The organism is Kitasatospora dryopteridis (assembly GCF_050749075.1).
Classification (GTDB): domain Bacteria; phylum Actinomycetota; class Actinomycetes; order Streptomycetales; family Streptomycetaceae; genus Kitasatospora.
Genome location: NZ_CP192750.1, coordinates 13,122 through 35,059, shown reverse-complemented (window position 1 = coordinate 35,059; position 21,938 = coordinate 13,122). Strand labels below are relative to the sequence as shown.

Sequence of the window (21,938 nt, the reverse complement as noted above, 5' to 3'; positions counted from 1 at the left end):
CGCCATGCTCCACCCGATCGAGCGCATCCCGTTCCCCGAGCTGGGGATCACCGACCCCGACGCCCTGCGCCGGTGGGCCGCCATCGCGTTGTTCGAGAGCGAGGTCCCCACCGCCGACCTGCCGTGGGCGACCACGTCCCTGCAGATCCGCCCCACCGTCCGCACCGTGGCGTGGAGCCTGACCGAGCACGAGCGCGCCGAGCTGCTGCACACCGAGTACGGCGCCTACCCGACGGAGGCCGCGGCCCGCGCGAAGGCCCGCGCCAAGGCCGTGCAGGACGCCCCCGCGTGGATCCTGATGGACCGCTGGATGGTGGCCCGATGAGCAACAGCGCCTACCGGGCCCAGCTGCCCGAGATCCAGCTGTCCGCCATCGCCGCGCTGCTGTCCGCCGTCCTGGTCCTCACGTTCGCGCTCCGCCACCACCAGGACCTCACGCACGCGCTCCAGTTCGCCGGCATCGCCCACACGGCGGTCGTCGGGGCGGTGCTCTACCGCAAGGCCGAGGCCCGTCCGCTGGCCGTGTGGCTCGCCACCGCCCGGATCCTCGCCCTCACCGCCGCCGCCCGCCGCCCGTTCACCAGCCGCCAGGAGGTCTGGGCATGACCGTCATCTCACTCGACCAGCTGCTGACCCCGCGCCAGGCAGCCCAGCACATCAACCGCGAGGTCGCCCGGGTCATCCTGCTCGACCGGCTGCCGTCCGCCACCGCCTACCGGCTGGTGTGCGAGCGGATCACCGACGGCGACCCCCACGTCCTCGCCGCCGTCGGCCAGACGTGGACCATGCGCCCGGAGTTCAGCTCCCTGTGGGAGTGGCCGCGCGGCCGCGAGCTCCAGGTACACCAGCGCCTGCAGCAGCCCGCCTCCGTGGTCGTCACCGACGAGCACGGCATCACCTCCACCGCCCCGCTGACCGGCCTGCAGCAGATGTACGAGCTGACCGCGTGGCGGTGGACGGAGTGAAGGTCCGGCCGTTCGCCGGGGACCAGCTCGCGCTGTTCGCCCCCGAGGACGTCGCCGTCGAGGAGCGGCCGGCCGCAGGGTCGGCCGCCCCCCGGCGGGCAGCCCGGCGCCGCCGGACCGCCGACCCCGGCACCCAGCTGGCCATCGACACCGACCGGCCGCCGGACGCCGAGGCCGGGCCGTGAGGGAGCGCAAGCCCCCGCCCGCCGGGCCCCGGCTGACCATCGAGCGATCCGGTCACCAGGTCACGGTCGACGCCCGCGGACTGTGCATCGACGGGTGGACCGTCGACCCAACCGAGCTCACCCCGGCCGACGCCGTACCGGTACGGCCCACCGGGATGCCGGACTTCAACACCGCACTGGTCCTGCCCGGCGGAGAGGTGATCTACCGGGGACGGGTCCAGGCCCGCCTTCACCCCTCGCCGCCCGGCACCGCCAACCCCGGCCGGGTCGAGGTCTACCAGGTGGCCGACCAGCGCCCCTGGCCCCCGCCCGCCCGGCAGCCGAACGCCCGCCAGCCCCGGACCCCGGCCAGCCGCCAGCAGCGGCGCGCGGACGAGGAAGCCGACCGCCTCCGCCGCGAGGACCACCTGCTCGCCGAGCAGCGAGCCGAACCCCACCAGAGCCACGAGAGAGAGATCACCCGATGAACCCGCAGAACCTGCCCGTGTGGTCGCTGCCGCCCGCGACTGTTACGCCGCTGGTGCCCGCGACCCCGCCGCAGATCCAGAGCGTCGGCTGGTACCTGACCAGCCGATACGGCGGCCGGGTGCTGCCCGTCACCACCACCACCACCGCGCTGATCCTCGCCCGGGTCTGGAACGCCCAGGGCGCCGCCGGCAGCTGGGGCGACGCCGCGCTGATGATCGCCCTCGCCGCCGGCGCCACGTTCCACGGCGTCGTCTCCGCCGCCAAGCAGCACGGCCACGAGGTCATCACCGCCGTGGCGTTCGCCGCCGCCGGCGCCCTCGCGCTGATCGGCGTCGCCGCCTACACCGCAAGCCTCGCGCTCGCGCTGATCCTGTGGCTGGTCGCCACCGCCCTGGTCTACTCCGTCAGCGCCCGGCACTGGCGGGCCGCCCGCGAGAAGGCCGAAGAGCGGTACCACGAGCTGCAGATGGCCCAGGTCCACCGGATCGCCGACGTGCAGGTCGCGCAGATCCAGGGCACCACCCAGGCCCAGGCCCTCGCCTACGGGCTGCTGTTGGCCCAGGCCATCGAGCAGCGGCAGCAGGTCGACCCCGCGACGTTCCAGCCCGCGCTGCTGGGCGTCCACGCCCTGCCGCAGCTCGCCTCGTATACCGCGGCCGCCACGATCCCCGTGTCGGTGAAGACCAGCGAGCTGGAGTGACCCAGACCTCCCGTTTCCCGTTCCACCGCAGGACCGCACCCGCCCCGGGTACGGTCGAAAGTTCGGCGCCCACGCTGGGCACAACCCCCGAGGAGAACCCCGTGAAGCCCGTACCCAACACCGAGATCGTTGGCACCGTCACCCGGTTCGGTCTGGAGGCCAGCGCGGACGGCACCGCCGTCCTGGTCGCCTACACCGAGAACGACGAGGGGCAGATCGGCCGCAGCTGGCTGCGGTTCGACACCGACGCCGTCAAGTCGTTGAAGCGCCGCGCCGAGCGGCTGCCGATCCCCGCCCAGCACAGCCCGGTCGACATCACGTTCTCCGAGCCGAAGCCGTGGTCGGTCCTGGATTTCAGCGCCTGCACCAACCCGGACACCGCCACCTCGTACGCCGCCCACATCCTGGGCGTCGACACCTCCGGCCAGGACTTCTGGTCTGGGGCCACGCTCCGGATTCTCCGCGGCTACCTGATGGCCGCCGCCATCGTCGGCGCCGACGCCGAAACCCTTCTGCAGTGGATCACCAAGCCGACCGGCCCCGAGCCGCTCTCGATCCTCCGCAGCAACCCGGAGATTGTGCCGACCGGGTGGGACCACGAGGTCGAGCAGATGGACCGCGACGGATACACGCAGGACAGCCTGCGAGTGGCCATCATGGACGCGCTGCGGATCCAGATGATCAGCTGACACCAACTCGGGAGGGCCCGGACACCACCACGGTGTCCGGGCCCTCTTACGTGTCGACAGGTCCTCGACAGACTGTTCTCGTATAGCTGCGGCCAACGGACAAGTAGCTTTCCGTAGCCGATCATTGGCGCTGTCTCTGATTCTGGCTGTATAGACCCACACCTGTGGCGGGAGTCGGGCCGATCAGGCGTCTGGCCCAGCAGCTGCACTCAGGCACGATCACCAGTCTGTCCCAGCACCCACTCACCCCCGAAGCTCTGACAGCCGCACCCAAGCCGGTCTCGCGCAGCTTGCTCTGCATCGGTGCCGGGTGAGCAATGTGCGGCGATAGATCTAAGTACCAACTACTCGCATCATTTCGGGCAAAGCGGACAACTGTGGACGTCAAGGCCGCCGTGCGACATCCGGACCCATCTTTCAGCCTGCCGTCGTTCGGATTTCGCCGCGTTGCGGCGGCCGCACGACCGGGACCTTCAAGTGCAGCCACAGAAGCCCCAGGTCATCAACTCGCTCGCAGCCAATGCAGACAGAATCGAGCAAGCCCGTGGCCATTCACACGTCCAGCCCTGTTGATGCCGCCAAGAAGATGTACGACCTTTTCAATAGTGGCGACATATCTGAAGTTGAGAACGTTTTCTCTCCGGACTTTGTTGACCATGATCCCTTTCCGGGGATTTCCACCGGCTTGCAGGCGATGCGCGATCTGGTCGAGATGGTGGCCGGGGCATTCTCGAACCGCGACCACGAAATTCTTTTCTCTGCCGATCTTGGCGGCGGAGTGGCAGTGACCAACTGGCGGTTCACGGCGGTGCACACAGGGGAATGGCTCGGCATGCCTCCCACCGGGGAGGCGATCAGTTATTGCGGCATCGATATCTCCACGATTCGCGATGGCCGGGTTGCCGAACTCCGGCACGTTGAGCAGATCCACCATGCCAATGTCCAGATTTCTCAAGCGCTGAGTGCACAGAAGTCCAGTCGATCGTCATAGCCAGCCGACGTGTTCGTTGGCCGCCCGGCGTTCTCTGGGCAGAGATTTATCCCGCGAAGAGGCATCATGGTTCAGCTTGCAAACTTTCCGCAGCATGCGTGGAATGAAACTCGCGCGCCGTATCGCCGCGACCTGTGCATTCACCAACTGTTCGAATCTGTGGTGAAGCGGCAGGAGTCGGCTGTCGCTGTGCGCGACGGGAGCCGTCGGCTCTCCTATGGTCAGTTGAATTCCCTGGCCAACCATGTGGCACACGGCCTGCGGGAGCGGGGTGTTTCTCGGGGGGATCGGGTCGGCGTGCTGGGGGGCCGGTCGGTTGAGGCGGTGGCGGCCATGGTCGCCGTACTCAAGGCCGGCGGGGCCTATGTGCCTCTGGACCCGGGCTATCCGGATGCCCGCCTGGCGTACATGGCCGAGGCCGCCGATGTGCGCCATGTGGTGACCTGGGGAGAAGGGGCACATCGGTCGCTGTGGCCGTCTCCGGTGGTAGTCGATCTCTCCGCCGGCGTGTCCTCGGCTGGAAACCTTCATGCAGATGTTTCTGCCGCGGATCCCGCCTATGTGATGTTCACTTCAGGAACTTCGGGGCGCCCGAAGGGTGTAGCGATACCGCACCGCGGAGTCATGCGCCTTGCCGCGGATAGGGAGTTTCTTCCCGTGTTTCCGGGTGATCGCCTGACGCACGGCGCAACGCTGGGATTCGATGCCTCTGTTCTGGAAGTCTGGTGCGGCCTTCTGAATGGAGCCGAGCTCTGCCTGCTGGACAGCGATACCCTGCTCGACCCGGGGCGTTTCCAGGATTTCGTCCAGGCAGAGCGCCCGGCCGTGGTATTTCTGCCGACAGCGGTTTTCCACCACGTGGCAAGCGTTCGTCCTGCGGCATTTCGAGGCGTGCGGGACCTCGTGGTCGGCGGGGAATCGTTGAACCTTGATGTGGCCCATAGGGTCCTCGGGGAAGACGGATCTCCCCGGCTGGTCAACGCCTACGGCCCCACGGAGAACTCGGTGGTATCGTCGTTCCACGAGATCGCCGAAACGGATGCCGCGGGTAAGTCAGTACCGATCGGCAGGCCGATTCGGAATTCGACATGCTATGTGCTCCTGGAAGACGGCTCCATGGCTGCTCCGGGAGAAGTCGGAGAGCTGTGCGTCGGTGGGGACGGTGTCGCCCTCGGGTATGTCAACGATGGGGCATTGACCACCGAAAAGTTCCCGCTCGATCCGTATGGGGAAGATCCAGCGGCGCGAATGTACCGGACCGGAGATCTGGCGGCCTGGCGCGCAGACGGGATCCTGGAATTCCATGGCCGACAGGACCGGCAGGTCAAGATCCGCGGTTTCCGGATAGAGCTGGCCGCACTCGAGCGGGAGCTGGCCGGGCATCCGCGCGTGGCGGACGCGGCAGTCGTCGTACACCAGTCCGGTACAACGAAGCGGATCGTGGCGTATGCGGCCCAGCACGCCGGTGCACGCGCCTCGGAGACCGAGTTGTCCGGCTATCTGCGGGAACGGCTGCCCGGACATGAGGTACCTGCAGCCGTGGTGGCGGTGGACCGGCTGCCGCTGACTCCGAACGGGAAGATCGACTACGGGGCACTGCCCGATCCCTTCCCCTCGGGAACGCAGGGCCGCGCCCAAGCGCCCGGGCGCTCTTCGCGGGCGGAGACCTTGGCCCAGGTCTGCCGGGAAATTCTTGACCGGACAGAAATCGACCGGGAAGCGAGCTTCCTTTCGCTCGGCGGTGACTCGCTGACGGCGGCGCGGCTGGCCGCACGGCTGCCGGAGGTCGGCGGCCGGCCGCTCGCGGTCTCCCGCATCCTTGCCGCCGGCTCTCTTCAAGAGCTGGCCGATGAGATGGAACGGGATGCCTGCGAGGGGGACGAGGGCCTACAGGAGCCCGTCGCGGAGACGGCAGGCACCCTGGCCTCCTACGGCCAAGAAGGTATCTGGCGGGCCTGCCAACTGAACGGCTCGGCCAGTTTCAACGAGGTGGTCGCGCTGCGGATCGCCGGGCCGCTGCAGGCAGATCTCTTGGAAACCTGCCTGCAGGAGGTCGTCGCGCGCCACGACGCGCTGCGCATGACGCTGGAGGCCTCCCCAGACGGTCCGCCGCAGACGAGGGTGCGCCCTTCCCTGCGGATACCGCTCGACCGGCCGGACTACTCATTCCTGCCCCGGTGGTGCCGATGGTCCCGGGCCTGCGAGAAGGCGGCGGAGTTCGCCCGGGTGCCGTTCGACCTGGAATCGGGACCACTGCTGCGGGCATCGCTGAGCGCGCTGGAAGAAGAAGATCACCTACTGACGCTGGTGATGCACCACACGATCACCGACGGGCTCTCGTTCGCTGTCGTGATCGACGAGCTGAGCGCCCTGTATGCGGCCGCCGTCTGTGGCACCGACCGACCGGACCTGCCCACTCCCGTGCCGTACGGGCGGTATGCGGCACGGCAACGCTCCCGGGCCGTCGCCGGAGACTACGAGGAATCGCTGTCTTTCTGGGAACGCCACCTGTCCGGTGCCCCGCCGCGGCTGGATCTGCCGCGTCGCCGTGGCGAATCTCCCCGCGGGGAAGGTGGGATCGTCAGTACCGGCCTGGGCCGGGAGGTCTCCGAGGAGCTGCGCCGGGCCGCCCGGCAGGCCGGGGTCACGCCGTTCATGATGCTGTTCGCCGCGTGGAGTGTGCTGCTGGGACGGCTTGCCGGCACACAGGATGCCGTGGTGGGCACGGTGGCCGGTGGCCGCAGCCGGGCAGAAGAGACGCGCTCGGTCGGCTATTTTGCGAATCTCCTGCCGCTGCGGGTCGACCTGTCCAGGAAGCCGAGCTTCGAGGATCTGGTACAGCGGATCCGAACCGACCTGCTTGACGCCTACACGCATCAGGAAGCGCCGTTCGAACTGGTGCTGGAGCGCCTGGCCACGCGCCGGGATGCGGACAACCGGGGCCTGGTGCAGGTCGTGGTGGTCTCCGACGACGGCATCCCGCGCCACAGCGACTTCGGCAAGGCAACGGGCTCGGTGGTGTGCGTGGACCCGGAAACCGCGAAATTCGACCTACGGATCGGTCTGCGCACCACGGGCGACGCAGTGGAGATGGAAATCCAGTACCGGGCCGAGCTGTTCGACCGTGAGGACATCGAGCGGTGGACGGCCGCGCTGGAGCGGCTGCTGCAAGAGGCCTTCCGGCAGCAGCAGACTCCGATCACGGCACTGCCTGCGATATCCGACGCCGAGCAGCATCGGATGCTGGCACAGTGGGGAGTCACGCTTTTTGACGTCCCGCAGGACGTGTGTGTGCAGGATCTGATCGCGGACCAGGCACGCTGCACGCCACATGCCGTGGCCGTGGAGCTGGATGACCAGCGCCTGTCCTACGCGGAGCTCATCGACCGCTCCGACCGCGCAGCGGCCCGGCTGCGGGCCGCCGGTGTGGAACTCGGGGACCCGGTGGCGGTCTGCGCCAGCCGTTCCCCCCACTTGGTCGCTGTCGTGCTGGGCATTTTGAAGGCCGGGGGCGTCTACGTGCCGCTGGACGCACGCGGTCCGGCGCCGCGCCTGGTCTCGATCCTGGAGGAATCGGCGGCCACGGTGCTGGTCTCCGATGAGGACGCCGTTTTTGTCGAGGCGCCCGGCGTGCAGCGGCTGGATCTGGACCGGATCGTCGAGGAGCCGGCCCAGGAACTGCCGCTGCCCGACGTAGCGGTCCGGCCGAGCGATCTGGCCTATATCGTGCACACGTCGGGATCCACGGGACGCCCCAAGGGTGTGGCTGTGGAACACGGGTCGATGGTGAACATCGTCACCTATCTGACGGGCGCGGTGGGCCTTACGGGGCAGGACCGCTGTGCTGCGGTCAACCCGCCGTCCTTTGATCTGGGTATCTTCGACTTGCTCGGGCCGCTGACGGTGGGCGCCCGCATCGTGCTGTCACCGGCCGATGAGCCGGCCAATGCCGCTGGGCTGGCCGAGCGGCTGCACAGCGGCCGGGTCACGTTCATGCTGGCCACGCCGCTGGCGTGGCGGCTGCTGCTGGCAGCCGGCTGGCAACCGCCGGGCGGGTTCACGGCGATCTCCAGCGGAGAGGTGCTGCCGCGCGATCTGGCGAAGACGCTGCTCTCCAGCGGCCTGACGCTGTTCAACGCCTACGGTCCGGCCGAGACGACGATCTGGTCGACGCTGCACCGGATCACAAGGAGCGACACCGACGGCGACATTCCCATCGGCCGGCCTTGCGGCAACACCACCGTCTATGTGCTCGACGAGCACGGCCAGCCGGTGCCCCGGGGTGTGGTGGGTGAGCTGTACATCGGCGGGGCGGGAGTCTCACGCGGCTACGTCAACCGGCCGGACATCACCGCGGCCAAGTACTTGCCCGATCCTTTCACCTCCGACTGGGGCGGCCGGATGTACCGGACCGGGGACCTCGCCCGGTGGCGGGTCGACGGTGTCCTGGAGCTGCTCGGCCGCATGGACTCCCAGGTCAAGGTGCACGGCTACCGGGTCGAATGCGGCGAGATCGAGGCGTGCCTGCGCTCCCACCCCGGGATCAGTGACGCGGTGGTGCTGCTCGAGGACGGAGAAGAGCGGCACCTGGTCGGCTACTACGTCCCCGCAGACCCCAGCCGGCCCGATCCGCTGGAGGCAATCCGGGGCCACCTGGCCTACGCCCTGCCCTGGTACATGGTCCCCGCCCGGCTCGTCCCGGTCCCGCGTATACCGCAGTCTCCCAACGGCAAGGCCGACCGGGCGGCACTGCGCTCTGTGGCAGCGGCTTCTCCGGCTCCGTCGCAGCAGCCAGGTCACGCTGACAGTGTCGCGGCCCGGGTGCGGGCGATCTGGGAGGCCGTGCTCGGCCGGAGCGATATCGCCGACGACGTGAACGTCTTCGAGCTCGGCGGCCAGTCCCTGCACTTGGCCGAGATCCACGCCCGCGTCGTTGAGGAGTTCGGTCTCGGCGAGGACGTCACCTTGTTCGACCTGTTCCGGTACCCCACGGTGCGTGCCTACACCGAACACATTCGCCGACACCTGGCACCCGCCTCGCAGTCCGCCGGAAGTCCGGTCCAAGGAGAGATCCGATGAAGCCGTCTGACACCGCCGTGGCCCACGACGGCATAGCGATCATCGGCATGGCCGGACGCTTCCCGGGCGACATCGGCGTATTCGGGCTGTGGGATCTGCTGCTGTCCGGTCGGGAAGCCGTCCGGGATTTCACCGACGAGGAACTCCGGGCGGCCGGGCTGGATCCGGCCGCCACCGCCCCCGGTCATGTGCGGCGCGGCGGCGCACTCACCAATATCGAGGACTTCGACGCGGCGTTCTTCGGCATCGGCCCTGACGAAGCGCGCCTGATGGACCCTCAGCACCGGGTGTTCCTGGAGTGCGTCTGGCAGGCGCTGGAGGACGCTAATTGCCCGCCGGCCGTCCATGGCGAGCGCACCGGTGTCTTCGGCGCCTGCAGCCAGAATTCCTACCTGGTACGCAACGTCCTGCGCTCGGAGGAGTTCCACGGCCGGGAGTTCACCTACCCCGTGCTGCTGGGCGGCGACAAGGACTTCCTGTCCACGCGGGTGTCCTACCGGCTGGACCTGCGCGGCCCCAGCATGACGGTGCAGAGTGCCTGCTCGAGTTCCCTCACCGCACTCCACCTGGCGGTCCAGGCCCTGGATCGGCAGGACTGCGATGTGGCGATTGCCGGTGGAGTGAGCATTATGGTGCCGCAGACCGCCGGATACCTTTACCAGGAGGGCGGCAGCTTCTCCCGGGACGGGCACTGCCGGTCCTTCGACGCGGACGCCACCGGCATGGTCCCCGGCAGCGGCTGCGGCGTGGTGGTGCTCAAGCGCCTGCCCGACGCGGTCGCGGACCGCGATCACATCTACGCCGTGATCCGGGCCACCGCGGTCAACAACGACGGCGCCACCAAGCCCGGCTTCACCGCGCCCAGCATCACCGGCCAGGCGCGAGTCATCTCCACCGCCCTGGAACGCTCGTCCGTCGCCGTCGGCGACATCGCCTTCATCGAGGCACACGGCACCGGTACCCGGCTCGGGGACCCCATCGAGTTCATGGCCCTGGCCGAGGCCTACGGCCGGGCGGGCGGCCCGGCCCCGGCCTGCGCGCTGGGCAGCATCAAGGCCAACCTCGGGCACCTCGATGCCGCCGCTGGCATAACCGGCCTCATCAAGACCGCCCTGATCCTGTCCGAGCAGACCATCCCGCCACAGATCAACTACGCCCGGCCCAACCCCGCCCTCAACCTTGCGGCCACCCCATTCACCGTCCACACCCGGCTGCACCGGCCGACGGCACCACTGAAAGCCGCGGCCGTGTCATCGGTGGGCATGGGCGGTACCAATACACACTGCATCCTCTCCCAAGCACCGGCCCAACCCGCGCGGCCGGCACCGCCTTCGGGCCCGTACCCGATCGTCGTGTCGGGCCGCACCGAAGCTGGGCTTCGGCGGCTGGCTCACCAACTCGCCGACCACCTGGAGCGCCACCCCGACATCCGCATCGATGACCTCACCCTGAGCCTGAGCGCCCGGCCTGGTCGCCCCGGGATCGCAGTCGAGTTCCTCGCCGACAGCACCCAGCACCTCAGCGACCAGCTCAGCACCCTTGCCGCCGATCCCGCACCCCTGACAGCCGACGAGCCCCAGCAGACCGGCACGGACCACCGGCCAGGTCGTGGACCCCTCCTGGCCGCAGCCGTCAAGGTTTCGCTTCCCTGCACCGTCTTCGACCGGCACAGGTTCTGGATCGAGCCCACCCCTGCCTCCTCCGTACAGCGGCCTGTCGCGGTCGGCGCTCCCTCGTCCTACGTGCAGGTCCATGCCGCCGTCATGGAAACGATCACGAGTGTGTGGCCCGCACCCGATCTGAAAGACGACGGCGATCTGTGGGAGCAGGGCATCAGCTCCCTGACCATGCTCGAGATTGCCGCCCGCCTGCAGGACCGCCTCCAACGCCCGGTGTCGGTAGATGATCTGGCAAGCCTGCGGACCCCTCGCCGACTGGCCGCACACCTTGGCCGCAAACCGGCCGAGGACCACAGCGGGCAGGACGGCGGACCGCTCGTTGCCATCCGGCCGGACGGGGAGGGACCTGCCATGTTCCTCATCCACCCTGCGGCCGGCACCGTGACCTGCTTTGCCGAACTGGCCCGGCACAGCCAGAGCACCACCCCGCTCTTCGCGCTGCGTTACCGGCCAGGTCCCGGCAGCCCCCCATCTGTTGAACGCCTGGCCGGACATTATGTGGAGCACATACGCAGGCTCCAGCCGCACGGCCCCTACCTCCTGGGCGGCTACTCCTTCGGCGGACTCGTCGCCCTCGAGATGGCCCTGCAACTGCAGCGGGCCGGTGAGAGCGTGGCCCACCTGGTCGCCTTCGACACCGCCACTCCCGGCCAGGGCAGTGCGCTCGGCGCCTTCAACCGATCCGATGCCCAGCGCATCCTCACCGATCCAGCCCTTGCCACCGCAACCGTTGGGGACCCCTCCGCCATCCAGCACTCTGGGGAGACCGCAGCGGCCGGCGCCGTGCTCGAGGGACTCCTGAACGCATGGGAGGACAACCAGCGGCTCGCGGCGCAATACCGCCCCAGCGGCAAACTCACCGGGGCACTGACCCTGGTACAAGCCACCGAACCGTGGGAACCGGCCTTCGGCAGCGCATCCGCGAACGGCACTGTCGGACCGGCACTCGACTACAGCTGGGCAGGGCTGACCACCAGTGCGCCGACTGTGGTGCGCGTGGCCGCCAACCACTTCACCCTGCTGCAGCCGGGCGGGGCCGTCCGTGCCTCGGCGGCGGCGCTCGACCAGGCCCTGACACGCTCCCTCGCCCACACGCGGACCAGGCCGCGGGCAGTCGGCCAGAGCGAAGGCGCCGGTACACACGGCGCCGCCCCTCTTGCCGTCATGTTCTCCGGGCAGGGCATCGCCCGCAAGATCGACTACCGGCAGCTCCGTGACCAGGCACCCGACCTCGTCGCCACGGCAGAAGACGAGCTCGGGCGATCCCTGGACGCGCTTCTCCACGAGCAGTCCCCAGGCGCGTGGCTGGCCAAGACCACCCTGGCCCAGCCGCTGATCTACACCGCGAACGCGGTCGCCTACCGCAGCTGGCTGCGCGAGCACGGCCGCGCCCCGGACGCGCTGCTGGGCCACAGCCTGGGTGAGTTCAACGCACTGCATGCGGCCGGAGTCTTCGACTTCCGCACCGGCCTGCGCATCGTGATCCACCGCGCGCACCTCATGGCCCGGGTCCAAGGAGCCATGCTCGCCGTCCAGGGACTGCCGGCCCACGAACTGCTGGAGGTTCTCCAGCGCACTCGGCTGCACTCCGTCGACGTGGCCTGCTTCAACGCACCCACCCGGTACGTCCTCGCGGGCCACACTCCCCGCATCCGGCAGGCGCAAGCTCTCCTCACTGCACAGACCGGCGCCCGCACCCAGCGCCTGGTCATCGGCGGGCCCTACCACTCCCGTCACATGCACGCCGTAGCACGCCGCTTCAAGGGGTTCCTGAGCACCCAACACCTCGCCCGGCCACGCCTGCCCGTCCTGCTGAACCGCACCGGGCGCCCCCACGACCCGTCCCGTCTGGCCACCGACCTGGCCGAACAGATCGACCACCCGGTCCTGTGGTCCCGGTCCCTGCGATGGCTGCTGGAGCGCCGGTACGCCCTCATCGAGCCAGGAGGAGGCAACGTCCTGGCCCAGATGTCGCAGGAGGTGCGCCAGGCCCTCGGCCAGAGCAGCACGGCCGCAGAAACCAGCAGCCAGGGGAAGTGAGGACCATGAACGCCCAGTACGACGTATTCGCGGCGGACTACACCGCGGCCGAGGAGGGGAACAACCGTCTCTCCTTCCGGCAGGGGATCGTCTTCCCGAGCTATCTCGACGCCATCGGGCCCGTCCGGGGAAAGTCAATTCTGGACGTGGGCTGCGGATACGGCACCTACACCCGGATGTTTCGGCGGGACGGTGCCGCTCGTGTCGTCGGGGTCGACATATCCTCCGGGATGATCGCCCAGGCCCGTGCCCGCACGGCGGAATCCGAAGACATCGAATATCTCGTGCACGCTGCCGCGGAGATGCCCGTGCTGGGCAGATTCGACATCATCAGTGCAGCGTTCCTCCTGCCGTACGCGAAAGATCCGGACGAGCTGCGGGGGATGTGCGAAAGGATGGCCGCCAACGCCGCCCCGGGCGGCCGTATCGCCCTCCTCGTCGATGACTCGCACTACGATCCGACGCTGCCCATTCCTCAGGAATGCGGGCTCGCGATCCGCATTCCGGCGAACCCGAGGGACGGCGATCCCATCGAACTCGACGTCGGAGATCCACCGCCGTGCACCATCCGGTATCAGTACTGGCGCCGCGAGTCCTACGAATGCGCTCTGCGCGCTGCGGGATTCACCGATATCCAGTGGCACCCGCCCACCTGGCAGGACGACGCTGGGGCCGACCCGCCCGAGGCGTTCGCCGCATACCTGCGCAATCCCCACATCGCTGTCCTCACCGCGACCAGGGACAGCACCGACAACCTGCTCCAGACGGCAGAGTCCATCCAGGCTTCACCGCTCTCCGGCCGGCCGGAGGTGGTCGCATGAGGCAGCCACCGGCCGCGCCCGAAACGCGCCCGCTGCACATCGTGTGGGACTGGAACGGCACACTGCTCGACGATGTCCAGCTCGCCGTGCGGGCGACCGCCGCCGCCCTGGCCGGAAAACTGCGCGGCCGGCTGACCGTCGAACGGTTCCGGGGGAATTTCTCCCAGCCGCTGCGGAAGTTCTACGAGAACCTGCTCGGGCGGCCCGTCGACGACGGCGAGCTCAGGCAGATCATCGAACGCTACCGGGCCGTCTACTACGGAAGACATCTTGGATGCCACCTCAGGAGCGGCGCCATCGAAGTACTGGACGAAGTTTCCGGGCAGAGATGCCAAAACTCCCTCCTGTCCCTGGCCGACCACGACCATCTCTCCGCATCGGCCTCCCGCCTGGGCATCGCCGACCGCTTTGTCCTGATCGAAGGAAGCAGGCACCGGATATCAGCCGGAAAATCCCATGCCCTCACCCGTCACCTCGAGCAGCTGAAAATCTCCCCGCAGGACTCCCGCGTCATCGTGGTGGGCGACACCGCCGAAGACGCCGCAGCGGCGGCCGCTCTCGGCCTGGAAGCAATCCTCGTCGAGCACGGCTACGCCGCCCGTGCCGCCTTGAAGAAGGCAGGCACCACCATAGTCTCCGATCTGCGCCACATAGCCCAGAAGATCGAAGAGCTTTCCCACCTGGGGCCCGGCAGGAACAACTCCGGCACTCCGGACGGAATGTAAACCGCCTCCCCGGGGCCCAGTAACACTCCACACGAACGACTACTCCCACCCAAGTAAAGGATGACCGCCATGGTGCGATTCCACGGCAACATCACGCCTCCCTACGAGCTGACCTTCGCCGACGTCTTCCTGCGGCCCCAGCACTTCCCCGGCTGGTCCCGGCAGGACGTCGACATCACCGCGCCCGACCGCCTGGCCCTGCCGACCCCGCTGATCGCCGCGAGCATGGTCACGGTCACCGGCCGGCGCCTGGCCGAGACCCTCACCCGACGCGGCGGCCTGGCGGTCTTCCCCAAGGAACTCACCGTCGAAGACGTCGGCGACACCCTGGAATGGCTCAAGTCCCGGCACGCCGTCTACGACACCCCGGTGACGGTGCCCGCCGACACCACCATGGCCCAGGCCCGGCTCGCCATCATGCAGCGCGCCCACGACGCCCTCGTCGTCGTCGACCCCCAGCAGCGGCCCGTCCGGCTCCTCACCGGCGCAGACCTAGAAGCAGGCCAGCCCACCGACCTGCTCTCCCAGCTGCCCGGCCCCACCGACTTCCTCCAACTGCCCCCCGGCACCGAACCGCGCAAGGCCTTCGACGCCATGGTCGATGCGGACGTCAACGCCGCCGTCATCACCGACGGGGACACGATCGCTGGCATCCTCACCCGCGCCGGGGCGGTGCGGGCCACCCTTTACCGACCCGCCGTCGACGACTCCGGCCGACTGCTCACCGCTGTCGCGGTCGGCATGCTGGCCGACCCCGTGGAACGGGCCACCGCCCTCATCGCCCGCGGCGCCGACGTCATCATCCTGCACGCCGCCAACGCCAGTCAGGACCGGGCCGCCGACACCGTCCGCCGACTGCGCGACGCCATCGGGGACCGCTTCCTGGTCGCCGGCGTTGCCGCGACCGGCGACACCACCAAGGTGCTCCTGGAAGCCGGAGCCGACGCCGTCAAGATCGGAGTCGGCTCGGGAGCGATGTGCACCACCCGCATGGTCACCGGATCCGGCCGCCCCCAGCTGTCCAGTCTCCTGGAATGCGCCGAGGTGGCCCGGGAACTGGGCAAGACCATCTGGTCGGACGGAGGCGTGCGCTACCCCCGCGACGTGGCCCTCGCGCTGGCCGCCGGCGCCTCCACCGTCATGATCGGCTCACTGTTCGGCCGCAGCCTGGAAAGCCCCGCCCCCATCGCCCGCGGCGCCGACGGCCGCTGGTACAAGGAGGTCTTCGGCGTCGCCTCCAGCCGGGCCGTACGCCACCGCTACCGCGACAAGGACCCCTTCTACCTGCAGCAGCGACTCATGTTCGACGAGGGACTCAGCGGCAGCACCCTCTACCTGGACCCCCAGCGCCCCGGCATCGAGGACATCGTCGACCACCTCAGCGGCGGCCTGCGCAGCGCCCTGACCTACAGCGGCGCCACCTCCATCCCCGACTTCCAGAACCGGGCCGTCCTCGCCCTGCAGAGCCCGGCCAGCTTCGAGGAGGGCAAGCCCTCGCCCGGAGGGTGGTGACATCATGACCGCGACCGGCAGCAGCACCCGCACCGAGGAACACGGCCTGTCCCAGGACGTCATCCTCGATGTGGACACCGGATGCGACGACGCCCTCGCCATCCTCTACGCCCTGCGCAGCCCGCGCCTCAACCTGCGCGCCATCACCTGCGTGAACGGCAACGTTGACGTCGACACCGTCGTGTGCAACACCCTGCGCGTCCTGGACGCCGCAGGCGCACCGCACCTGCCGGTCGCCCGTGGGGCGGCCCGGCCCCTGGTCGAGCCGCCCCACGACGCCCGCCACGTCCACGGCAGTGACGGACTCGGCGACCTGCCCGTCCCCGCCCCCGTCCGCACCCCCGACCCCCGGCACGCGGTCGAAGTCATGCGGGACATCGTCGCCACCAACCCCCGGCCCGTCACTCTCGTCCTGCTCGCCCCCCAGACCAACGCCGCGCTCTTCGCCCGCATGTACCCGGAGGTGTTTGCCCGGCTCGGCCGCATCGTGATGATGGCCGGCAGCACATGCGGCGGCAACGCCACCCCGACCGCCGAATTCAATGTGCATGCCGACCCCGAAGCTGCCCACATCGTCCTCGACACCCCGGTACCCGCCCTCATGTACGGACTCGACGTCTACTTCCAGACCCAGGTCGACCCGGGCACCGTCGAAGCCCTCCGCACCTCCGACCTGCCCGCCGCCCGGCTGGCCGGCCTCCTCCTCCACGACCGCTACCGCAAGGCCGGACGCGCCTCACTCGGCGACGCCGGAGCAGTCGCCGCAGCCTCCGACCCCAGCGCCCTGACCACCACACCGCTTCCCACCAGCGTGGAACTCTCCGGCACGTTCAGCCGCGGCACCACCGTGGTCGACCGCCGGGACCCCAACCGGCGGCGGGCCACCTCAGGCCCGCGCCCGCCCATGGTCGAAATCGCCCACGGCATCGACGGGCCGCACTACACCACGCTGTTCCGCGACACGCTCCTGACCGAACCGCTCCACCAGGGGCAGGCCGCGTCCACCTGCCCCATGGAGCAACCCGGGCCGGTGCACGCCCGGAGGGCCGGCCGGTGAACCGCAGGACCGCTGTCATCCTCGGGGCCGGTCACGGCGTCGGCCGGGAGACCGCCCTGGCCATGGCCCAGGCCGGGATGAACGTCGTTGCCGTGTGCGACAACAACGCCACCCCCTCCAAAGCGCCGGCACGGCTTCCCAGGGAGTTCGCCGAGGCCACTTTGGCCTGTGATTTCCTCGACGAGCCGGCGGTCGCCCAAGCCATGCAGCTGGCCGCCGACCGGCACGGCGGCATCGATATCCTGGTCACCGCGGTCGGCGGCGCCACTCCCTGCCCGTTCGACCAGCTCTCCCTCGCCGACTGGGAAACCCAGCTCCACACCGGGCTGACCACGGTCTTCCTTGCCTGCAAACACGCCGTCGGCCACATGCGCAGCGGCGGTCTGATCGTCAACGTCGCCTCGATGGCCGCCAAGGAGCCCTACCCGAACTGGTCGGCCTACGTGGCCGCCCGGCACGGGCTCCTCGGGTTCTCCGCCACCATCCGCGAAGAACTCCGCGGCCGCGGGATCGCGGTCACCGTTATCGCCCCCGGTGCCACCGACGGGCTCCTGGAATTCGGCCAGCCCGACGAGTGGGACACCACTCGCATGCTCTGCTCATGGCAGGTGGCGGACATCATCGTCCACACCGCACGAGTCGCCCCGCACGCCGTGGTCGAGGAAATCCACGTGCGCCACCCTGCTGGCCGTCTGTGACGGGCCATCACACCCTTGGGAAGGAAACCATAGGCATGGTAACCACGACCGGCGAAGTCCCGTTCTTCAACACCTTCGACCCGGAGTTCAGCTTCGAATCCGCCGACCTGCAGCACGCCCGCGAATCCGCCTGGTACGCCACCACCCCGGCTGGCCTGCTCGTCCTGCGGCACGCCGAAGCCTGGGAACTGGCCCGGGATGCGCGCCTGGGCCACGACGGCCAGAAGTACATGGAACTGCACGGGATCACCGACGGTCCGCTGTACGACTGGTTCACCCACATGCTCAGCCAGATCAACCCCACCGACCACGACCGGCTCCGCAAGCTCGTCTCCAAGGCTTTTACCCCGCGCCGGGTGGAGGCCCTGCGCACCTTCGCCCGCACCGCCGCCCAGGACCTGGCCGACCGCATCACGCCCGGACAGACGTGCGAGTTCATCGAGACGTTCGCCAACCCCCTGCCGGCACGCGTCATCTGCGAAGCACTCGGCGTGCCCACCGAAGACCATGAATGGTTCCGCCACTACTCGGACGAAATCGGCCTGGTCTTCAACAGCAACCTCGCCGCCCTCCGGCCCCGTGTCGAAGCCGCCGTCATCCACCTCACCGAATACGTCGACTCCCTGATCACCCGCCGCACCGCCCAGCCGGGCGACGACTTCATCTCCGCACTGCTCGCCGCCCACCAGGACGGACAACTCGGCGAAGACGAACTCCGCAACCTCATCCTCACCCTCATCTTCGCCGGACACGACCAGGTCACCTGCCAACTCGGCAGAGCACTCGCCACCTTCGCCGACCACCCCGACCAGTGGGATCTCCTCGGCCGCAACCCCGCCCTGGCGGCCGGCGCCACCGACGAGGCGATCCGCTGGTGCCCTTCCTCCCAGGCACTCATCCGCTACGCCTTCGAAAACATCACGTTCCGCGGTCTGGACATCCCCGCCGGAACCATGATCATGGTCTGCAACCCGGCCGCCAACCGAGACCCCCGCGCCTACCCGCACGGTGACCGGTTCGACATCACCGCACAACACGAGGCCCACCAACTGGCCTTCGGTGGAGGCCTGCACCGCTGCCTGGGCATCATGCTCACCAAGCTGGAGATCAGCGAAGCACTCACCGTCCTCGCCCAGCGGTTCGGCGCACCCCACATCACCGAACCGGTGCAGTGGCGGCCGCCCGGCGCCATCATCTACGGAGCCGACAGCCTCCCACTCACCTTTCCCGGACGGCCGTGAAAGCTACCCATGGCCACTCGGCAATTCCCACCCGGCACCGCCAAACACCTGCCCTACCCGGCGTCCGACACCCTCGATATCTGGATCCTCCGAGTAGAGTCCGCGCTTCTCCCGCAAGCAGCCGAGCACGTGCTCGACACCGAGGAACGCCGCAGAGCGGCAGCCCTGCAGCGACCGGTCGACCGCTCCCGGTACGTCGCCGCCCACCTCGGCCTGCGCACACTGCTCGGCTCGTATCTGGGGCTGCACCCGGGTGAGGTGGTCCTGCGGCGCGAGCCCTGCCCCCTGTGCGGCGGACCGCACGGACGCCCGGCCACCACCGCCGACCCGGCACTGCACTTTTCCATGTCCCACACCGGCGACATGGTGCTCTACGGGATCGCTGGCACGCCCGTCGGCATGGACATTGAGGCCACAGCCACCCCCCAGGTCGTTGCCGAAGTAACACCCCACCTGCACCCCAACGAGCAAGCCGAAATCCACCTGTTGCCTCCCGGAGAACGCCCGGCCGCCTTCACCCGCTGCTGGACCCGCAAAGAGGCCTACCTCAAAGGCACCGGAACCGGCCTCGCCGTAGCCCCCGACTCCGTCCACCTCGGCACACGGCCAGCCCACGGACCCCACCACACCATCCCGGCCCCACCCGGATGGACCGTGATCGACCTCGACCTCGGGGACAACCACCACGCAGCGGCCGCAGTCGCACACACCACAGGCCACCCCCGCCCGCTGCAGACACGAACAAGGGACCTCCGCTGGGACTGTCTCGAAGGGCACTATCGGGGGTCCAGCCAAGGTACGTGTAAAAGGGGCCATGGTGTGATCTTGGAAGCGTGAAGGTGCTCAGGGCTGGAGCTCGGTATCGGTCTGATCGTCCGTGCTCTCCAGCGTCCCCGGTGCCTGGTCACCGGTGGTCCAGACACCGAACAGGCCGGGCTGGCCGTGCTCGTCGGCGCCGAGCTGGAGGGCGCCGCCCTTGAGTCGGTGCGGTCCGGGGATCACTGGGTACCTCCGTCGATCTGGGCCGGGATGTGGCCGGCGCGCAGTTCCTGCAGGTCGGGGATGTGGTTGTAGAGGGTGCCAGGGCTGACGCCGAGGAGCTTGGCGATCGAGGTGATCGAGTGCTCGGGGTTGGGGAGCATGTCGCGGGCGGCCCGGATGATGTCCGCGTTGACTACGGTGGGCCGGCCGCCGACTCTGCCGCGGGCGCGGGCGGAGGCCAGGCCGGCCCTCGGGGAGGATCGGAACGGCCAGTAGCGGGAGCGGTCAGCTGCCAGTGAGCTGGTTCGGAACGCGGCCGGAGGCGCGGAGCTCCTGCAGGTCGGGGATGTGGTTGTAGAGGGTGCCAGGGCTGACGCCGAGGAGCTTGGCGATCGAGGTGATCGAGTTCTCGGGGTTGGGGAGCATGTCGCGGGCGGCGCGGATGATCTCGGGGGTGGCCACGGTGGGCCGGCCGCCGACGCGGCCGCGGGCGCGGGCGGCGTCCAGGCCTTCGCGGGTACCGGAGACGATCAGCTCGCGGATGAACTCGGCGAGGGCGGCGAAGACGTGGAAGACGAGCCGACCGCCGGGGGTGGTGGTGTCCAGGCGTTCGTGCAGCGAGCAGAAGCCGATCTCACGGCGGCGGAGTTCGCCGACCATGTTGACCAGGTCCTTGAGGGAGCGGCCGTAACGGTCGAGCGCGGGGACCACCAGAGTGTCACCGGCGGTGAGGAAGGCGTGGCAGGCCTTGAGCTCGGGCCGCAGGTCATCCTTGCCGGACTTCTTGTCGGCGAAGATCCTGCGGCAGCCAGCGGCGGTGAGGGCGTCGATCTGGCGGTCGAGCTTCTGTTCGCCGGTGGAGACCCGGGCGTAGCCGATGAGGATCTCGGTGCGGTGGGCGGGTTCGGCGACCAGGAGGTCGGAGGCGTCGGGCTCGAAGGGGTTGCTCACGCCCGGATTCTGTCAGAAAACGGTGTGCCGGAGTTCTTGAACGGCCTCGGTTTTTGAAGGAGTTTTTGAAGGCCTTGAGGGGTCGTCGGGCGGTCCGGCCAGTGGTCTTCAGGAAACGATGGTTTTCTGAAGGGTGGCTGCGGGCAGCGCCGCTCCAACTCCATGATCGCTCCTGCCGATAACCACGGTTCCATTGATCCCCGAGGCCGTATACGAGAACAGGGCACACACCGCCGAGCGCGCGGCCCACGCCCGCCCCGTCGCCCACCCGGCCGACAAGATCGAGTACGCGAAGCTGCTCAAGAACCAGGGCAGCAGCCTCGGCCGGATCGCCGCCAAGACCGGCATCCCGAAAACCTCCCTGCACCGCTATCTGCGCAGGTGACGCACCGACGACGGGCTACGGTGAGTTCCCCGTCTCCCGGCCGCCTCGTGGTGCCTGTGCCAGCTGGCGTAGGAGCGCAAGGGCCGCGGGGCGTCCGGTGGCGGTGAGTGCGGTCGGTTGTCCGGGGCCGCGATCGCGGTGGAGGTAGTCCAGTTCCCGGCCAGTGTGCAGCCACTGCCAAAGGAGCCGGCCGGTGTCGTCGCGGGTGACGGGGGTTCCGTCGGCGTGGCACAGGGAGGCGTCGAGCACGCGGTGCACGGTGTCTTCGAGTTCGTCGTGGGGCAGCGGCCCGGGCCACAGCGCGCACGCCGCGGCTTCCGCGGCCTGGTGCTGGGCACGGCCGGTGCCGAGCCAGGCAAGAACGGCGGTGTTCTGGCGCACTTCGGGGTCGGTGAGGTGCATGCGGCCTGCGGAGCTGAGCTTGACGATGCGGTGGCGCTTGGTCAGCAGCCTGTGACGCCGGGCGAGTTCGTGCAGATGGGCGAGCTGGAACAAGTCGGCCTCGGAACGAGGGCCCTTCCCGATCGGGTACCAGTGCGGATAGCGGGCGAACGCCTCGGTCACGAGCCGGCTGGGCAAGTACCCGACCTGGGTAAGGGTCACACCGTCGCCGATCGCCCCCAGCAGCCAGCGCAACGGTTCGGCAGTATCCGCAGGAGCCGGAAGAGGGTGGTCCAGCACCTCCGGCACGAGCCGGCCCAGCAACCGCGCCACGCGATCGTCCGGCATCTCCGAGGGCGAGCCCTCGCCCCTGGATTCGGGAACCGATCC

At 69.1% G+C, this 21,938-nt stretch carries 22 protein-coding genes; 18 read left to right on the top strand and 4 right to left on the bottom strand.

All coding sequences use genetic code 11. The annotated features are described in order from the left end of the window. Positions 1–4: 4 nt before the first annotated feature. The 17 genes from ACQ614_RS38790 to ACQ614_RS38710 all read left to right on the top strand — a co-directional run bounded on the left by ACQ614_RS38790 (position 5) and on the right by ACQ614_RS38710 (position 19,687). Positions 5–325 (top strand): hypothetical protein, encoded by a 321-nt coding sequence (locus tag ACQ614_RS38790; RefSeq protein ID WP_431684150.1) that lies wholly within the window; start codon positions 5–7, stop codon positions 323–325. After that, positions 322–606 (top strand): hypothetical protein, encoded by a 285-nt coding sequence (locus tag ACQ614_RS38785; RefSeq protein ID WP_431684149.1) that lies wholly within the window; start codon positions 322–324, stop codon positions 604–606. Before ACQ614_RS38790 ends, ACQ614_RS38785 begins: the two co-directional genes overlap by 4 nt. Beyond that, a complete protein-coding gene (locus tag ACQ614_RS38780; protein ID WP_431684148.1) occupies positions 603–965 on the top strand; it encodes a hypothetical protein in 363 nt (120 codons plus the stop codon). Before ACQ614_RS38785 ends, ACQ614_RS38780 begins: the two co-directional genes overlap by 4 nt. Continuing rightward, positions 947–1,150 (top strand): hypothetical protein, encoded by a 204-nt coding sequence (locus tag ACQ614_RS38775; protein ID WP_431684147.1) that lies wholly within the window; start codon positions 947–949, stop codon positions 1,148–1,150. The genes ACQ614_RS38780 and ACQ614_RS38775 overlap by 19 nt, the downstream gene beginning before the upstream one ends. Then, positions 1,147–1,617 (top strand): hypothetical protein, encoded by a 471-nt coding sequence (locus ACQ614_RS38770; RefSeq protein ID WP_431684146.1) that lies wholly within the window; start codon positions 1,147–1,149, stop codon positions 1,615–1,617. The genes ACQ614_RS38775 and ACQ614_RS38770 overlap by 4 nt, the downstream gene beginning before the upstream one ends. After that, complete coding sequence (locus ACQ614_RS38765; RefSeq protein ID WP_431684145.1) at positions 1,614–2,318, top strand: hypothetical protein; 705 nt, start codon at positions 1,614–1,616, stop codon at positions 2,316–2,318. Before ACQ614_RS38770 ends, ACQ614_RS38765 begins: the two co-directional genes overlap by 4 nt. A 101-nt stretch (positions 2,319–2,419) precedes the next feature. After that, positions 2,420–3,007, top strand: coding sequence for a hypothetical protein (locus ACQ614_RS38760; RefSeq protein ID WP_431684144.1), 588 nt, complete (start codon positions 2,420–2,422; stop codon positions 3,005–3,007). A 544-nt stretch (positions 3,008–3,551) separates the two neighbouring features. Further along, the gene (locus ACQ614_RS38755; RefSeq protein ID WP_431684143.1) at positions 3,552–3,998 is read left to right on the top strand and encodes an ester cyclase; all 447 of its coding nucleotides are present in this window, start codon (positions 3,552–3,554) and stop codon (positions 3,996–3,998) included. Positions 3,999–4,064: 66 nt separating this feature from the next. Then, positions 4,065–9,077, top strand: a complete 5,013-nt coding sequence (locus ACQ614_RS38750; RefSeq protein WP_431684142.1) for an amino acid adenylation domain-containing protein — start codon at positions 4,065–4,067, stop codon at positions 9,075–9,077. Continuing rightward, complete coding sequence (locus ACQ614_RS38745) at positions 9,074–12,796, top strand: beta-ketoacyl synthase N-terminal-like domain-containing protein (RefSeq protein WP_431684189.1); 3,723 nt, start codon at positions 9,074–9,076, stop codon at positions 12,794–12,796. The genes ACQ614_RS38750 and ACQ614_RS38745 overlap by 4 nt, the downstream gene beginning before the upstream one ends. A 5-nt stretch (positions 12,797–12,801) precedes the next feature. Then, positions 12,802–13,617, top strand: a complete 816-nt coding sequence (locus ACQ614_RS38740; RefSeq protein WP_431684188.1) for a class I SAM-dependent methyltransferase — start codon at positions 12,802–12,804, stop codon at positions 13,615–13,617. Next, on the top strand, positions 13,614–14,342 hold the full coding sequence (locus ACQ614_RS38735) for an HAD family hydrolase (RefSeq protein ID WP_431684186.1): 729 nt from the start codon (positions 13,614–13,616) through the stop codon (positions 14,340–14,342). Before ACQ614_RS38740 ends, ACQ614_RS38735 begins: the two co-directional genes overlap by 4 nt. 69 nt (positions 14,343–14,411) lie before the next feature. Next, a complete protein-coding gene (locus ACQ614_RS38730) occupies positions 14,412–15,854 on the top strand; it encodes a GuaB1 family IMP dehydrogenase-related protein (RefSeq protein WP_431684185.1) in 1,443 nt (480 codons plus the stop codon). Between the two features lie 4 nt (positions 15,855–15,858). Next, positions 15,859–16,911: a nucleoside hydrolase gene (locus ACQ614_RS38725; protein ID WP_431684184.1), complete on the top strand. Its 1,053-nt coding sequence runs from the start codon at positions 15,859–15,861 to the stop codon at positions 16,909–16,911. After that, positions 16,908–17,609 (top strand): SDR family oxidoreductase, encoded by a 702-nt coding sequence (locus ACQ614_RS38720; protein WP_431684183.1) that lies wholly within the window; start codon positions 16,908–16,910, stop codon positions 17,607–17,609. Before ACQ614_RS38725 ends, ACQ614_RS38720 begins: the two co-directional genes overlap by 4 nt. A gap of 35 nt (positions 17,610–17,644) precedes the next feature. After that, positions 17,645–18,850: a cytochrome P450 gene (locus tag ACQ614_RS38715; RefSeq protein WP_431684182.1), complete on the top strand. Its 1,206-nt coding sequence runs from the start codon at positions 17,645–17,647 to the stop codon at positions 18,848–18,850. Positions 18,851–18,979: 129 nt separating this feature from the next. Further along, positions 18,980–19,687, top strand: coding sequence for a 4'-phosphopantetheinyl transferase family protein (locus ACQ614_RS38710; protein WP_431684181.1), 708 nt, complete (start codon positions 18,980–18,982; stop codon positions 19,685–19,687). 6 nt (positions 19,688–19,693) lie between these two features. Here the strand turns inward: ACQ614_RS38710 and ACQ614_RS38705 are convergent, their stop codons facing one another. The 3 genes from ACQ614_RS38705 to ACQ614_RS38695 form a co-directional block, all read right to left on the bottom strand. After that, positions 19,694–19,852 carry a hypothetical protein gene (locus ACQ614_RS38705; RefSeq protein ID WP_431684180.1) on the bottom strand — a complete coding sequence of 53 codons (159 nt, stop codon included), beginning with the start codon at positions 19,850–19,852 and terminating at the stop codon, positions 19,694–19,696. Beyond that, on the bottom strand, positions 19,849–19,992 hold the full coding sequence (locus tag ACQ614_RS38700) for a hypothetical protein (protein WP_431684179.1): 144 nt from the start codon (positions 19,990–19,992) through the stop codon (positions 19,849–19,851). Before ACQ614_RS38700 ends, ACQ614_RS38705 begins: the two co-directional genes overlap by 4 nt. Positions 19,993–20,116: 124 nt before the next feature. Further along, positions 20,117–20,782, bottom strand: a complete 666-nt coding sequence (locus ACQ614_RS38695; RefSeq protein ID WP_431684178.1) for a recombinase family protein — start codon at positions 20,780–20,782, stop codon at positions 20,117–20,119. Between the two features lie 193 nt (positions 20,783–20,975). Between ACQ614_RS38695 and ACQ614_RS38690 the strand changes: the two genes are divergently transcribed. Next, a complete protein-coding gene (locus ACQ614_RS38690; protein WP_431684177.1) occupies positions 20,976–21,167 on the top strand; it encodes a helix-turn-helix domain-containing protein in 192 nt (63 codons plus the stop codon). 15 nt (positions 21,168–21,182) lie between these two features. Here ACQ614_RS38690 and ACQ614_RS38685 read toward each other — a convergent pair whose 3' ends face one another. Then, positions 21,183–21,896, bottom strand: coding sequence for a hypothetical protein (locus tag ACQ614_RS38685; protein WP_431684176.1), 714 nt, complete (start codon positions 21,894–21,896; stop codon positions 21,183–21,185). Between the last annotated feature and the right edge of the window lie 42 nt (positions 21,897–21,938).